Annotated in this window: 13 protein-coding genes, 4 tRNA genes and 1 pseudogene; 11 read left to right on the top strand and 7 right to left on the bottom strand. The window is 69.6% G+C overall.

The features are described 5' to 3' along the window. Nucleotides 1–699: 699 nt before the first annotated feature. Nucleotides 700–1719, top strand: coding sequence for a cellulose binding domain-containing protein (locus tag OG344_RS06330; protein ID WP_405087380.1), 1020 nt, complete (start codon nucleotides 700–702; stop codon nucleotides 1717–1719). Further along, on the top strand, nucleotides 1719–3023 hold the full coding sequence (locus tag OG344_RS06325; RefSeq protein WP_405087379.1) for a tyrosine-type recombinase/integrase: 1305 nt from the start codon (nucleotides 1719–1721) through the stop codon (nucleotides 3021–3023). The genes OG344_RS06330 and OG344_RS06325 overlap by 1 nt, the downstream gene beginning before the upstream one ends. An 88-nt stretch (nucleotides 3024–3111) precedes the next feature. Here the strand turns inward: OG344_RS06325 and OG344_RS06320 are convergent. Both OG344_RS06320 and OG344_RS06315 read right to left on the bottom strand, forming a co-directional pair. After that, a tRNA-Lys gene (locus OG344_RS06320) sits at nucleotides 3112–3183 on the bottom strand. Nucleotides 3184–3316: 133 nt separating this feature from the next. Then, nucleotides 3317–4474, bottom strand: coding sequence for an acyl-CoA dehydrogenase family protein (locus OG344_RS06315; RefSeq protein WP_405087378.1), 1158 nt, complete (start codon nucleotides 4472–4474; stop codon nucleotides 3317–3319). An 86-nt stretch (nucleotides 4475–4560) separates the two neighbouring features. Between OG344_RS06315 and OG344_RS06310 the strand changes: the two genes are divergently transcribed. Then, nucleotides 4561–4998: a PspC domain-containing protein gene (locus OG344_RS06310; protein WP_405087377.1), complete on the top strand. Its 438-nt coding sequence runs from the start codon at nucleotides 4561–4563 to the stop codon at nucleotides 4996–4998. Nucleotides 4999–5002: 4 nt separating this feature from the next. On the opposite strand, the gene OG344_RS06305 is transcribed toward OG344_RS06310, so the two are convergent. Both OG344_RS06305 and OG344_RS06300 read right to left on the bottom strand, forming a co-directional pair. Further along, on the bottom strand, nucleotides 5003–6292 hold the full coding sequence (locus OG344_RS06305) for an MFS transporter (protein WP_405087376.1): 1290 nt from the start codon (nucleotides 6290–6292) through the stop codon (nucleotides 5003–5005). A gap of 151 nt (nucleotides 6293–6443) precedes the next feature. Next, nucleotides 6444–6785: a metallopeptidase family protein gene (locus OG344_RS06300; protein ID WP_327048310.1), complete on the bottom strand. Its 342-nt coding sequence runs from the start codon at nucleotides 6783–6785 to the stop codon at nucleotides 6444–6446. Between the two features lie 255 nt (nucleotides 6786–7040). On the opposite strand from OG344_RS06300, the gene OG344_RS06295 reads away from it, so the two are divergent. The 4 genes from OG344_RS06295 (at nucleotide 7041) to OG344_RS06280 (ending at nucleotide 9013) form a co-directional block, all read left to right on the top strand. Continuing rightward, nucleotides 7041–8660 carry a metallophosphoesterase gene (locus tag OG344_RS06295; RefSeq protein WP_405087375.1) on the top strand — a complete coding sequence of 540 codons (1620 nt, stop codon included), beginning with the start codon at nucleotides 7041–7043 and terminating at the stop codon, nucleotides 8658–8660. Beyond that, nucleotides 8661–8733, top strand: a tRNA-Glu gene (locus OG344_RS06290). 108 nt (nucleotides 8734–8841) lie between these two features. Then, nucleotides 8842–8916: transfer RNA gene (locus tag OG344_RS06285), tRNA-Asp, on the top strand. A gap of 20 nt (nucleotides 8917–8936) precedes the next feature. Further along, a tRNA-Phe gene (locus tag OG344_RS06280) sits at nucleotides 8937–9013 on the top strand. 84 nt (nucleotides 9014–9097) lie between these two features. On the opposite strand, the gene OG344_RS06275 is transcribed toward OG344_RS06280, so the two are convergent. After that, nucleotides 9098–9916 carry a hypothetical protein gene (locus OG344_RS06275; protein WP_405087374.1) on the bottom strand — a complete coding sequence of 273 codons (819 nt, stop codon included), beginning with the start codon at nucleotides 9914–9916 and terminating at the stop codon, nucleotides 9098–9100. Nucleotides 9917–10011: 95 nt separating this feature from the next. Here OG344_RS06275 and OG344_RS06270 point away from each other — a divergent pair. Continuing rightward, a pseudogene (locus tag OG344_RS06270) lies at nucleotides 10012–10134 on the top strand (LuxR C-terminal-related transcriptional regulator); the annotation flags it as partial. Nucleotides 10135–10325: 191 nt separating this feature from the next. Here the strand turns inward: OG344_RS06270 and OG344_RS06265 are convergent. Next, a complete protein-coding gene (locus OG344_RS06265) occupies nucleotides 10326–10985 on the bottom strand; it encodes a response regulator (RefSeq protein ID WP_405087373.1) in 660 nt (219 codons plus the stop codon). Further along, on the bottom strand, nucleotides 10982–12166 hold the full coding sequence (locus tag OG344_RS06260) for a sensor histidine kinase (RefSeq protein ID WP_405087372.1): 1185 nt from the start codon (nucleotides 12164–12166) through the stop codon (nucleotides 10982–10984). The genes OG344_RS06265 and OG344_RS06260 overlap by 4 nt, the downstream gene beginning before the upstream one ends. Before the next feature lie 159 nt (nucleotides 12167–12325). Between OG344_RS06260 and OG344_RS06255 the strand changes: the two genes are divergently transcribed. The 3 genes from OG344_RS06255 (at nucleotide 12326) to OG344_RS06245 (ending at nucleotide 14470) form a co-directional block, all read left to right on the top strand. After that, a complete protein-coding gene (locus tag OG344_RS06255; RefSeq protein ID WP_405087371.1) occupies nucleotides 12326–12961 on the top strand; it encodes a hypothetical protein in 636 nt (211 codons plus the stop codon). 257 nt (nucleotides 12962–13218) lie between these two features. Next, a complete protein-coding gene (locus tag OG344_RS06250; RefSeq protein WP_327048301.1) occupies nucleotides 13219–14157 on the top strand; it encodes an acyl-ACP desaturase in 939 nt (312 codons plus the stop codon). 175 nt (nucleotides 14158–14332) lie between these two features. After that, on the top strand, nucleotides 14333–14470 hold the full coding sequence (locus OG344_RS06245) for a hypothetical protein (RefSeq protein ID WP_327048300.1): 138 nt from the start codon (nucleotides 14333–14335) through the stop codon (nucleotides 14468–14470). Nucleotides 14471–14583 lie beyond the last annotated feature (113 nt).

Raw genomic sequence — 14583 nt, 5'->3', positions numbered from 1 at the left:
ACACCTGGCCCGTTTAGCATGGCGTGTCCCTCGGCAAGCGTGAGGCGGACGCTACCAAGTCGTAGGTGGATCGCTATAGGCCGCCTACAACTAGAGCAAAACCTATTAGAGCGAGACCTATGCCCCTTGAGAGGGTGACCTGGCCCGTCAGCAGGCGGCGCGTTCGTTGATTGAGGGGCATGGGCGAACAGTAGGCGAAAAAGGCGAACTCTGCCGACATACTCGCACTACTTCATCTGTCCGATCGTCCCGTCTGTCACCCATAACCCCCGGAACGGCCGCTTACCGCAACCCGGCCATCCGATGGGCCGGGGCTGAGGAACGAAGTCCCGGACCTTCGATCGCCCCCAACCCCGTCAGATGGCCGGCCACTGCATGGCGATCGTCGTGCTGCACTTGGGCGGCGGCGCATGCCCCGGAGCCCCCAGGGCCCGCTTACCCTCGACCGGGATCGGGATTTCGCCACCCGGTGGATGCGCCGCCCGCAGACCGGTGTCGTGCGAGTCAGGCGGCACGGGCGGGCCCCGCCGATCGGCGCCGTCCGGGTCCGGCGGGCTGAAAGTTGCATCCGCGACCTGCATCTTCGCGACCCGCCCGGTCGCGTTGTCGACAGGCCGCGACACTCACTTCTACCGTCTGTCTAGCGCGTCGATCGGTATGCAGGCCACCGCCCCGCCTCCTGGCCGCCAGGGAGTCATCATGCAACGGCGAGTCATCTCCATCGTTCTCGCGGCGCTCACCGCACTGGCCGGGCTCGTGGTGACCACGCCCGCGTTCGCGGCGACGGCTCCCGCACGGATCACGCGGCTCGCCGACACCACCCCGCCGACGGTTCCCACCGGGCTGAGCAGCACGGTCGGATGCAATCCCCTGTCGGTGACGCTGAACTGGACCGCCTCCACCGACAACGTGGGGGTCACCGGCTACGACGTGTACGGCGCGCCCTACAGCGGCGGCACGTTCGTCCCGGTCGGGACGACCTCGGCGACCTCGTACACCCAGCCCATCATGGGGCTGTACCTGTACGAGGTGCGGGCACGCGACGCGGCCGGCAACACCTCCGCCTTCACCGAGCCGGTGCGGGTCGTGCTGCCCCCCTGCCCGACGATGACGCCGGAGCCGCAGCCGCCCACGACGCCAGGTACGCCGACCGCGACCGTCACCTGCGGCTCGGTGACGCTGACCTGGACCGCCTCGACGGACAACGTGGGCGTCATCGGATACGAGATCTGGCGTGCGCCCGGCGCCACCGGCGGCACGTTCGCCCTGGTCGGCACCACGACGACCACGTCGTTCACCCAGTCCGGTGTGGGGGTCTACCGCTTCCAGGTGCGGGCGCGTGACGCGACGGGCAACTACTCCGCCTTCACCTCACCGGTCACCGTCTACGTCCCGGCCTGCCCGACCAGGGGCTGTACGGCCGTGTACAGCCCGGCCGGCGACTGGCCCGGCGCGTTCCAGGGGAAGGTGGTCGTGACCAACACCGGCACCACCGCGACCACCGGTTGGACGGTCACCCTCACCTTCCCCGGCGGCCAGCAGATCACCCGAGTCTGGAACGCCAGCCTGGATGACTTCGCCAATCCGTACACGATCACGAACGCGAGCTACAACGGAGCGCTGGCGCCCGGCGCCTCCACCACCTTCGGCTTCCAGGCCACCACCAGCGGCACCGACAACACCCCCATCACCGCCTGCATCCGCACCCCTTCCAGCTAGTGCGCTGTCCGGCGAAGGTTCACCGGCTCCGGCTCCGGCGCCGTAACAGGCGCCGGCACCGCATCGGCAAGACCGAAGCGGAGGTCACCCGCAAGGTCCAAGAGCTGGAGAAGGCGCGCGACTCGGGGAAGATCGACAAGCCGGGCAAGGTGCCGACGCTCAAGCAGTGGATGCGGGTCTACCTCGACGAGATCGCCCCGCTGAACGTCAGTCAGTCCACCCTCGTCAGCACCTACCGGCCAAAGGTCGAGCACTGGATCATTCCCCGGCTCGGTGCTCATCGGCTCGATCGGCTTCGGCCGGAACACCTGGACGCCTTCTACGGCTGGTTGAACAAGCAGGACCTCCGGCCGAACACGATCTTGCAGATCCACCGCATCCTGTCGCGCGCTATCAAGCTCGCCGTACGGCGGGAGATCGTCGCCCGGAACGTCTGCGGGCTGATCGACGCACCGACCGGCGAGGAGGTCGAGATTGAGCCGCTGTCGGAGGACGAGGCGCGCGACATCCTCGACGTCGCCAAGGATCGCCGGAACGGGACGCGCTGGTCGGTGGCGCTCGCGCTCGGTCTTCGGCAATGTGAAGCGCTTGGCCTGCGGTGGAAGTACGTGGACCTGAAGCGGGGGCAGCTCCGGATCTTCTGGCAGATCAAGCATCAGCGTTACCGACACGGCTGCGCAGATCCCCACGCCTGCGGCGCTGCCCTTCACCGTTACCCCTGCCCGGCCGACTGCCCCAAGGCGAAGCGGACGTCCGGACGGCGGCACACCTGCGTCAAGCAGCGGTGCCCGGCCTCGTGCAACCGGCACGGCGGCAAGTGCCCGAAGTTCTGTGAACCTGGCTGCACCAAGCACGCGCCCTCGTGCCCTCAACGCGTCGGTGGATGGACCTTCGTGAAGCCCAAGGGCAAGAGCAGGCGAGTCGTCCCGCTTCCCCCGCCGTTGATCCCGCTCCTGAAGCTGCATCGTGAAGCCCAGGAGGCCGAGCGCGCGGCGGCGGGGGAGAGGTGGCAGGACCGGGACCTCGTCTGGTGCGAGCGTGACGGCAGCCCGATCGACTCACGGCAGGACTGGGAGGAGTGGAAGGAACTGCTCCGCCTGGCCGAGGTCGAGAAGGACGCCAGGGTCCACGACGCCCGGCACACAGCGGCGACGCTGCTCTTGGAGCAGGGCATAGACATGCGGGTCGTTCAGGTGATCCTCGGGCACTCCCAGCTCACCACGACGAAGCGCTACACCCACGTCACCGAGAACCTGGCGGGCGACGCCATGGCGCGGATGGGCCGGGCGCTGTGGAACGAGTGAACCGGCGACTGCACAACTGCAACCAGAAATGCAACCGGGCAGGCTTCCGAACGATCATGTTTCGGGAGTCTGCCCAGCTCATTGAGGGTGGGGCGCCAGGGACTCGAACCCTGAACCGACGGATTAAAAGTCCGCAGCTCTGCCATTGAGCTAGCACCCCTTGGTCATGCCCTCCGGCCTCCCGCGTCGCGGTGTGATCCGGCAGGGCACTCCCCAAGATGCAGGGTACAGACAGTACCGCGTACCTGGCGACGTCATTGTCCCCGATCGCCCCATCAGGGATCGCGGCCGGGTCAGCGGAAGGCGTCGAGGCCGGTGAGCGCCTTGCCGAGCGTCAGCAGATGCACCTCCTGGGTGCCCTCGTACGTGAGCACGGACTCCAGGTTCGTCATGTGCCGGATGACCGGATACTCCAGCGTGATGCCGTTGGCCCCGAGCACCGTACGCGCCTCGCGGGCGATGTCCAGGGCGGCCCTGACGTTGGCCAGCTTGCCGAAGCTCACCTGGTGGGGCTTCAGTGTGCCCACGTCCTTGAGGCGGCCCAGGTGGAGGGCGGTGAGCCCGGCCTGGCCGAGCGCGACGGCCATCCAGGCGAGCTTCTCCTGGGTGAGCTGGAAGCCGCCGATCGGCCTGCCGAACTGCACGCGGGTGGTCGCGTAGTCGACGGCCGCCTCCAGGCAGGCCCGGCCCGCGCCGACGACGCCCCACAGGATGCCGTACCTCGCCTCGGTGAGGCACGACAGCGGGCCCTTCAGGCCCGTCACCTCCGGCAGGGCCGCGGACGCGGGCAGCCGTACGTCATCGAGGTAGAGCGAGGACGTGACCGAGGCGCGCAGCGACAGTTTGCGGTGGATCTCGGCGGCGGAGAACCCGGGCGCCGAGGTGGGGACGACGAAGCCGCGGATGCCCTCGTCGGCGCGGGCCCAGACCACCGCTACGTCGGCGACCGAGCCGTTGGTGATCCACATCTTGGCGCCGTTCAGGATCCAGTCGCCGGACGGGTCCCGCCTGGCCGTGGTACGCATGCCGGCCGGATCGGAGCCGTGGTCGGGCTCGGTGAGGCCGAAGCAGCCGATGGCCTCCCCGGAGGCCAGCCGGGGCAGCCACTCCTCCTTCTGCTCCTCCGAGCCGTACTTCCAGATGGGGAACATGGCGAGCGACCCCTGCACCGACACGAACGACCGCAGGCCGGAGTCGCCCGCCTCCAGCTCCCGGCAGGCCACGCCGTACGAGACCGCGTCGAGCCCGGCGCAGCCGTACCCCTCCAGGTGCATCCCGAGCAGGCCGAGGGAGCCCAGGGCCGGGGCGAGCTCGCGGGCGGGGAAGACGCCCCGCTCGAACCACTCGCCGACATAGGGGAGGACCTTGCCGGACACCAGGTCGGCGACGGTGTCCCTGATCAGGCGATGCTCGGGATCGAGCTGGTCGTCGAGGTCCAGGAGGTCGTCCATGACGGCAAGGCTATCGGGGCCGCTTCGGGGTAGGGCCAGGGGGAATCCCGATGTGCGCCCGCACCCCCAGAAGGCATTGTGGAGGCATGAACGAGATGAACACCAACGGTTCGGTCAAGCAGCTCCACCGCACTCGAAACGGCAGGATCGTCGCCGGTGTGTGCTCGGGCGTGTCCGAGTACACCGGCATCGACGCCAACATCCTGCGCCTCGCCCTCGCCGTGGCGAGCTTCTTCGGCGGCCTCGGCTTCGGTATCTACGCCGTCGCGTGGCTGCTGCTCCCCGAGGAGGGCAAGCCCACCTCCATCGTCCAGGACCTGATCAACAAGAACAAGGACGGCCACGTCTGGCACGACGCCAAGGCCAAGTGGGACACCGTCCAGCAGGGCTGGCAGCAGAAGCAGTCCCAGTCCGCCCACACCGGCGCCTCGGGCACCGGGAGCTACGAGCAGCACCCGTACGACGGCCGGCCGTCCACCGACGGCCCGCAGAGCCAGGGCGGCCAGGACACGCCGCAGGCCTGATCCCTCAGGCGGCGGCCCGGACCTTGGCGATGATCTCAGCACGCGACTCGGTCCAGAGCACGGCGAGCACCGCCGCGGCGCACAGCCCGGCGACCCCCGCCAGCGTCACGACCAGCTCTGGACCGAGCCGCTGGGCCGCGGCGCCCCCGACGAGGATGCCGGCGCCCTGGGCGGCCATCAGGCCCGACTGCACCAGCCCGAACGCGGCGGCCCGCCCGGACGGCGGCACGCACTGGACGAAGGCCGCGTTCGCCGCGAGCTGGTAGGCCCCGCCGACGCCGGACAGCACCCACAGGGCCAGCACGCACTCCAGCGGCGGCCGTACGACGCACAGCACGAGCGGCGCGCAGGTCAGCATGGCCAGCCAGCCCATTCCCCTGAGCCGGCCCGCCGGCGTGACGAACCGCCCGAAGACGAAGGCCCCGAGCACCGTCCCCGTCGGCATCGCCGCCATCAGCAGGCCCGTGATCACCGCCACCGGCACCCGCCCGTCGGCCAGTGTCGCGGCGTACGGCGCGGCGATCCCCTCCGGCAGCACGTAGAACCCGCAGAGCAGGGCGAACAGCACGAGTGTGCGGAGCCGCCGCTCTCCGAAGACCAGCCGGGCGCCGGTCCGCGTCATCCGCCACACAGACGGCCGCTCGCCGTCCTCCCGTTCAGGAGCCGGACGGCGGCGCACCCCCGCGACGATCGCCAGCGCCGACCCGAGGAACGTCACGCAGTCCAGCGCCAGCGCGCGGTACGGCCCCAGCACGGCGATCGCGGCGCCCCCGGCGGCGAACCCCAGCATCTGTACGGCCTGGTTCGTCATGTTCTGCAGCGCCGACCCCACGACGTACCGGTCGCCCTCCAGCACCTCGGGCAGCAGCGCGGCGCGGGCGGCGGAGAACGGCGCGCCGAGCAGGACCACGCAGAAGACCAGCGCGCACAGCACTGGGAACGGCGTGGAAGGAACGGCCATCGCGGCCATCATCAGGGCGCGCAGCAGGTCGCACCAGAGCATCACCCGCCTGCGCGGATACCGGTCGGCGAGCCCGGCCAGCAGGGGACCGCCGAGGATGGGCGGCAGATAGGTCAGCGCGTAGACCGACGCCGTGGCCAGCGGCGACGCCGTACGGCTGTAGACGAGCACGGCGAGCGCCACCTGGGCGAGCTGGTCACCCAGCAGCGACATGCCCTGACCGAGCCACAGGGACCGGAACTCGGGGATCGCGGCGACCTCGCGGTAGGTGACGCGGGTCTCGGGAGGACGGCGGTGCCGGCCGGAAAGCCTGCCGGGTTCGGTGGCCGCCATCTCACTCCGCGAAGATCGCCTCGCCGGCGACGGCCGCCGGTGTTCGCCGCGGCCGGAGAATCTGACAGTGCGTGGTCACCATGTCACTTACAGTGCCCACCGATGACGACTTTTTCAAGCGGTCGGTCATCCCCAGCCCAAAAGCCTGGGGTCACCACCCGAGTTCGTGCAACCGGTCGTCGTCGATGCCGAAGTGGTGGGCGATCTCGTGGACGACCGTGACCCGGACCTCCTCGACCACGTCGTCCTCGGTCGCGCAGATCTCCAGCGTCGGGTTGCGGTAGATCTCGATCCGGTCCGGGAGCACCCCCGAGTACCAGTCGCCCCGCTCGGTCAGCGGAATTCCGGTGTAGAGCCCGAGGAGCCCGGGCTCGGGCGGGTCGTCCACCACCACGACCACGACGTTGTCCATCACCTTCGCCAGGTCGGCGGGAATGGTGTCCAGCGCCTCGGCCACGAGTTCCTCGAACCTTCTCAGCGGGACGTCGATCACCGACCCATCGTTTCACCGCGTGGTGGCCGTGCGATAGCCGCGTACGGTGACCGGCGGATTCGTGCCCGGGGAGTAGCGGACCAGGAGAGGTAGGGTCGGACAGGCCGGGTTCGAGGAGGCGCTCGCGCCGTACCCCCTCGCACGCGCGGTGACCGGCGCGTCGGTGGAACGACGAGTCCTCCGAGCGCGGCCAGAGGGTCATTCTGTCCGGCATACGGGCGCGTATCGAAGCGACGCGGGGTATGCACGAAAACAATGGAGATCTCCAATTTGAGGGCCTTCGCCCGGAAGGCGGCCGGTAGCCGGACAGCCGCCGTACTCGCGGTCATGCTGGCGGCGGTGGTCGGCGGCTGGCTCGGGCTGGCGCTCGGCGCCAGGGTGGACACACCGGTCGGCCCCGCCGACATCGGCATGTCCATCTCGCCGTCCCTGCACGGGGAGACCGTCGTCGACGTACGGCCTCTCGGGACGCTCAACTTCAACACCCACGAAGGTCCGCTACGGCTCAGCCTGACGATCGAGGCGGTCCATCCGGACATGGCCGAGGACATCCTCAAGAACCCCCGGTGGGCCGACCGGCTCCCGACGACCATCGAGACCGACGTGATCGAGGGGCTGCGTCGGCTGGCCATACGCGCCGCGCTGTTCGCCGTCGGCGCCGGGTTCGTCACGGGCCTGGTCGTCTTCCGGCGCCTGTCGCGGGCGGCCTGGACCGCGGGCGGCTCGCTGGCCATGGTGGCGATCCTCGGGGGCGTGTCGGCGCTGACGTTCAACCCTCGCTCGATCGCCGAGCCCCGGTACACCGGGCTGCTCACCGGCGTGCCGTCCCTGATCGGCAGCGCCGAGTCGATCGTGACCAAGTTCTCCGAGTATCGCGGCCAGCTCACCAAGCTGGTCACCAACGTCTCGCAGCTGTACGAGGCCGGGTCCAACCTGCCGATCTTCGACCCCGACCCGGACATGATCAGGGTGCTGCACGTCTCCGACCTGCACATCAACCCGATCGGCTGGAATGTCATCAAATCGCTGAAGGACCAGTTCAAGGTGCAGTTCGTCGTCGACACCGGTGACATCAGCGACCACGGCACCAAGCCGGAGAACGAGTTCGTCAAGGAGATCGGCTCGCTCGGGGTGCCGTACGTCTACGTGCGGGGCAACCACGACTCCAAGAGCACCCAGGATGCGGTCGCCAAGCAGAAGAACGCGATCGTGCTGGACGGCAACGCCGCCACGGTCGGCGGGCTGACCGTGTACGGCATCGGCGACCCGAGGTTCACCCCCGACAAGGCCGTCCAGGTGGACGGCGACTCCAGCGAGAGCCTCCTCGACCTCGGCCGGACCAACGCCCGGAAGTTGGCGCCCCGCGACTGGTCACGGTCGAAGTCCACCTCCGCCCCCGACCGGATCCCCGCCGACATCGTGGCCGTCCACGACCCCACCGTGGGCCGCGGTTTCTCCGGGTACGTCCCCCTGGTGCTGAGCGGGCACGTCCACGCGCGATCCACCCAGCTGATGCCCACGGGCACCCGTCTGATGATCCAGGGGTCCACGGGCGGCGCCGGCCTGCGCGGCCTGGAGCACGACGAGCCGACGCCGCTCACCGCCTCGGTGCTCTACTTCAACAAGAAGAGCCACCGGCTGGAGGCCTGGGACGACATCACCGTCGGCGGCCTCGGTGAGCAGTGGATCCAGTGCCAGCGTCGTATCGAGCCGGACCCGGGCCGTACAATTTTCCCGGAGTCGCAGCAGGCGCCGTCGCCGACGGCGAGCGGCAGCGGCTCCCCGTCGACAACCGCTTTGGCATCGGGGGCGAACGTCCCCTATGCTTCAGAGGTCTCCGACGGAAGGCGTCACGGAACAGGGCGAAAGCCTTGAGCCCCCATCGTCTAGCGGCCTAGGACACCGCCCTTTCAAGGCGGCGGCACGGGTTCGAATCCCGTTGGGGGCACGTGGAGCGCGTCGAGCGCACCGGAAGACGGAAGGTCGGAAGGCCTCCCGGAAGCTGGTAAGCTAGGCGAGCCGAACAACACGGGAGCGAAAATCTCCCGGACATAGAGGTCCTGTAGAGCAGTTTGGAGTGCTCGCCACCCTGTCAAGGTGGAGGTCGCGGGTTCAAGTCCCGTCAGGACCGCGTACGGCGGCAGCCGCCGAGGTCAGGTAGCTCAGTTGGTACGAGCGTCCGCCTGAAAAGCGGAAGGTCGGCAGTTCGACCCTGCCCCTGACCACCACCCTTGAACAGCCCAAACGCCCCGAGCCGATCACGGCCGGGGCGTTCTTGTATGGGTTTGACGACAACCCTGACGACAACGGTCCTATCGTTGACCGTTGCGACGGCTCATGGGGTTGACCCATTCCATATCGGAGTAGAGGCGGCGGGCTCTAGCCGTGTGGAAGGCGGCGGGCTTGGGTGTGCCGAGGTAGTTGATGTAGCCCTGCACGATCAAGTGTTGGTTCCCGTTCCCCTTGCCAACGCCGTAGCGGAAGCGATCGGCGGTGTCTTCCGCCGCTGCCAACAACATCCCGGCGAGAAGCGGCTCAGGACTACCGAGCGCTAAGCGATCTTCCTGGCTTATCACTCCCAGAGCTAATAGCGCCGCCCGGAGAGCATCTTTGTCTGGGAACCCCTCAGGGCGGGCGGCGAGCAGGGTCCACATGCGCCGCCGGTGCGTGGCCCGTGCCCGCGCCAGTTTGTCCAGTAGGGCGGCGTCGAGTTCGTCGCCGAACAGCCGCCAGGCGGTCACGCCGGAGGCGACCGCCCCGGTTACCACGCTCGCCGCAGCGGTGGTGTCCATCGCGGCACTGACCGAGGTCGCGCCCATCGCGAGCCCGATCGCGACATCGACCAGGACCTGCCCGCGGTCGTGCCCGGGGTGGAAGGCGGGCACGCGCAGCGCCGTGGAGGCGTGGCCGCGTACGCCGGATTCCTCGGCCAACAGCCGGAGCAGAGGGACGCCGGCGGCGGGAACCAGCCCGGTGGCGCCGTCGGTCATCTCCAGTCCGGTCGACCATGCTGACGTGCGCGTTTCCAGTTTCCGGCGGCGGCGCTGCTCTCTAACACGCTTGATCTTCCGCCGCAACCCGGCGGGTGTCGTACGCTTCACTTCCGAGGTGCCGTTCTCCTGCAGGATCAAGATCTAGTCAATCCAGATCATGCCAGGTCAGAGCGGCACCTCTTGCCGTATGTGACGCTAGGTGACGATCACCCGGTGGCCGGTGAATTCACGAGGTCAGTGAGGCCACGGTGAAGAGCCACGTGCTGCACATCTACACCAAACTCGGCGTCAACGACCGGGCGGCTGCCGTCGCCGCCGCCTTCCGACGCGGCCTGCTCACCATCGAGAACGGCTGACCCGGCCAGGCGAAGGCCTGGCGCTGTTCGTCAGCGACGACGGCGACACCCGCCTCAACCCGGCGGCGTGGGTGCTGTGGGGGTCGTCGTGGGGCTCGCCGTCGCGGCGGCTCTTCTGGCCGGTGCGGACCGGCCAGACCATCTCCTACGAGGGCTGGCGACTGCACGTGTGGCTGCCGAGCTGGATCTGATCAGGCACCCTCGCCGGGACGGACCAGCCCGGACTCATAGCCGAGGACTACGGCGTGCACCCGGTCACGCAGGCCGAGCTTGGCGAGTATGCGGGTGATATGCGTCCGTACGGTCGTGGCGGAGATCACCAGCCGGTCGGCGACCTCCTGGTTGTCCAGACCCCGAGCCATCAGCGTGAACACCTCGAGCTCGCGCGCCGTCAGCCGGGAGAACGCGGCCGGCGGCCGGCCCGGCGGCGGGGTGGCGAGGAACCGTTCGATCAGCCTCCGGGTGATGGCCGGCGCGAGCAGCGCCTCGTCACGGACGACGGTCCGGCAGGCGTGGACGAGGTCGGGAGGGTCCACGTCCTTGAGAAGAAACCCGCTCGCGCCGACGCGCAGCGCGTCGTGGACGAGGGCGTCGTCGTCGAAGGTGGTGAGCACCAGGACCTTGGCCGTGGCGCCGGCCCTCGCCAGCTCACGCGTCGCGCCGATCCCGTCGAGCACGGGCATCCGGATGTCCATGAGCACGAGGTCCGGTCGGAGCTCGTGGGCGGCAGCGACCGCCTGCCGCCCGTCGGCGGCCTCGCCCACGACCTCGAGATCTCCCTCGGTCTCGAGAATGAGCCGGAACCCGGCACGTACGAGCGACTGGTCGTCGGCCAGCAGGATGCGGATCACGCCGCGCTCACGGCCCGGACCAGGGGCAGCCACGCCTGAACCCGGAAGCCTCCGCCCGGCCGGGGCCCGGCCTCAAGATCGCCCCCGCACAGCCGGGCCCGCTCCGCCATCCCGATCAGGCCGTAACCGGCCCGCTCGGGCGCTCCGGGCGGGTGTACCCGCGACGCGGGCCGGGTGGCGCCGTCGTCCTCGACCGTGAGACGCACGGCGTCCTCATCCACCACCACGAGGGCACGGGTGGGTGCGCCCGTGGCGTGGCGCATGACGTTCGTGAGGGACTCCTGAACGATCCGGTAGGCGGCCAGGTCGACCGCCGCCGGCAGCCCGCCGACCGAACCTCTGACCGTCAGCTCAACCGGCACGCCGGCGGCACGCATGTCGTCGGCAAGGTCGCCGAGCCGGGTCAGGGAAGGCCGAGGCCCGGCCGGGGGAGCGCCATCGAGGCCCAGCAGGAACCGCAGCTCGACGAGCGCGGACTTCGCGACGGCGCGCATCGAGGCGATCATTGAGCGAGCCTTGCCCGGATCGGACTCCATGATGCGCTCGACCGCGCCGAGCTGGATCACCACCACGCTGACAGTGTGTGCGAGCACGTCGTGCATCTCCCGGGCGATGCGGGAGCGCTCCGCGTCCCTCGCCTCACGGGCCCGTTCCTCCCGCTCGTGCTCCAGCTCGCGGGCCAGGCGTCGCAGCTCGGTGATGCGCAGCTGCCGGTCCCGGATGGTGCGGCCCGCGAGCCAGGGCGCGAGCGTGATCAGCCCGGTGAACGCGAAGTCGGCCACGGTCTGTGACGCGGCGAACGGGATCGCACCCCACACCAGGGCCAGGGCCGCGACCAGGCCGACGACCGCCCGGCGGAGCGGGGCGTAGGCGGCGACCGAGTAGACGGTGAGTATGAGCGCGATCACGGCCGCGTAGCCCTGGCTTGTGACGTCCGCCCCCAAGCCCTCCCCGACGAAGAGTGCCGACCACCCGATCAGGACGGCCGGCAGGGGCCGTCGGCGCCGCCACAGGACGGGCGCCGTCATGGCGACCGAGATGATCAGCGCCGTCGCGCCGCCGTCCCCGGCCATCACCTGCCCGGCACCGAGCGCGACGAGGACGGCGGCCACCGTGCAGTCCACGAGCCGCGGCCGGGACCTCAGCCACCGCACCAGGGCGCCGGCGCCGTCGTCGGTCATGGCACGAACCATAGCGGCGCGCCGCCCCGTGCGGCATCGACCCCGGGAGGTAGGCGCATACGAGCAGGCTCGTATGCGGTTCGGCGTGACCTCCGACGATTCCGGCGCCGGCCGTCCCTAGCATCGGCGGCACCAACCACTGGTTCCCTGGAGGTCCACATGTCACGCCGAAGTACCGCCGTCGCACTGCTCACCGCCGCCGTCGCCGGCCTGGCCGGCACGATCCTCCTGCCGGCGTCCGCCGACGCCTCCGCCCAGCTCGCCCTGATCGAGGCGCAGCCCGCCCGCTGGTTGGGTGCGAACGTGCTGCTCGTCATCTCGTTCCTGTGCTTCGCCGGTGCCCTGTTCGGGCTCACGGGGCTCTTCCGCGCCCAGGGCTCGCGGCTCGGCGTAGCTGCGGCGGTCCTCGCGGCGCTGGGGTGGGCGCTCCACGTCGGTCCCGTCGCCTACGTGATGGCCCAGTACCCGCTCGCCCACCACCCGGACCGGGCAGGTGCGGCCGAGATCGCCGCGGCGATGTTCGAGGCACCGCCCTTCGCCGTGCTCATCGTCCCGGTGCTGCTGGCGACCGTCGCGGGCACCCTCGCCCTCGCCGTCGCCCTCTGGCGGACGCGGCTGGCGCCGCGGTGGGCGGCAGTGACGCTGGTGGTGGCGCTGGCAGCCGACTTCGCGGCGCCCGACGCCGTGTCCGGGATCATGATGTTCGCTCTGATGGGTGTCGCGTTGGCCCCGTTGTCCGCACGGCTGTTCGCGCTGGAGACGACCGCCGGGGCCCGCGTGGCCACGCCGGCCTGACCCGGCCGGCCACGCGGCCATACTTGGCGTCATGGCGGCCTCGAGGGCCGGCCAGTGGATCGCTCTGATCGGTGATCATGATTCCACTGTCTGACCTCGGGCTCCTTGCCCATGTCAGCTCCGAACCTGAATGCCTCATCCACCACATCGTCAAGACTGGAAGAAGTCGAGCTCTGAGATGCGATTCCGGGACGCGCCGCCCTGAACAGGGCACTTAGGCTGTCCGGGTTACGTTGTCGTAGTCTCGGAGGTTGTCCATGTCGATCGCGTCGCGTCCGCTCACCCAGACGGAGCTTCTCCTGGAGCTCGAACCCGTGGTTGGGCGGGAGCTGGATCGGCATCTCGCGGTGGCCAAGGAGTGGTTCCCGCACGAGTACGTTCCGTGGAGCGAGGGCCGGACGTTCGACGGAGTCCTGGAGGGCGAGGCCTGGTCGCCGGAGGACTCCTCGATCTCCGAGGCCGCCCGTGTCTCGCTCGTCGTCAACCTGCTGACCGAGGACAACCTTCCGAGCTACCACCACGAGATCGCCACGACCTTCGGCAGGGACGGCGCCTGGGGCACCTGGGTGCACCGGTGGACGGCGGAGGAGGGGCGCCATGGGATCGCCATCCGCGACTACCTCACCGTCACTCGGGCCGTCGACCCGGTCGCTCTGGAGCGGGCCAGGATGAGCCACATGCAGAACGGCTTCGCCACCGAGTACGACGGCATGCTCCGGCAGCTGGCGTACGTCTCGTTCCAGGAGCTGGCCACCCGTATCTCCCACCGCAATACCGGGAGGGTGTCGGGGGACCCGATGTGCGAGAGGCTGCTCGCGAGGGTCGCCGCCGACGAGAACCTCCACATGGTCTTCTACCGGAACCTCCTCGCCGCCGCGTTCGAGCTGGCCCCTTCGCAGACCATGCGAGCCGTCACCGACGTCGTGACGTCGTTCCAGATGCCGGGCCAGGGCATGGAGGGTTTCGCCCGCAAGTCGGTGACGATCGCCATGGCGGGCATCTACGACCTGCGACAGCACTCCGACGAGGTGCTGCTGCCGGTGCTGCGGCAGTGGAAGACGTTCGACCTCGAAGGGCTCGACGCCGAGGGGGAGCAGGCCCGCGAGGAGCTGTCGGCCTTCCTGGCTCAGCTGGACGCGGCCGCTGCCCGCTTCGAGGAGCGACGAGAGGCCCGGCGGGCGAGAGCCGAAGCCTGAGAACGCCGGTCGAAGGACAAAAAGGGCAGTAGCGGCTGGGGCATTCCGTTGCGAGAGGTCTCGCGGGCAGCACATACTGGAGAGGATGAACACAGCCAGCGGCGAGCACCGCCGTCACCTGTCCACAAGTCCCTTCAAACCCCCGCCTCCCGCTGCGCCTCTCGAGCGGTTCAGCGTGAACGACCAGGTGACCCACGATCGGTACGGCCTCGGTGTGGTCATCGGGGTGGAAGACGGGATCGCCGTGTCCGTCGATTTCCGATCGCGGCAGGAGCGGATCACGGCACCGTTCAAGCGGCTGTACAAACTCTGACACCGCTGCACCGCAGGGAGAGCTCGCCCGGGTGCAGAGCCGGTGCGGAGTGGTAGGCCTCGGGGCCCGGAGAATCCGAGGTCGTCGGCGGCAGCCCTGACGTCGACGTCCAC

Source organism: Microbispora sp. NBC_01389, assembly GCF_045040095.1.
Taxonomy (GTDB): Bacteria; Actinomycetota; Actinomycetes; order Streptosporangiales; family Streptosporangiaceae; genus Microbispora.
This window is presented reverse-complemented; position numbering and strand designations above follow the sequence as displayed.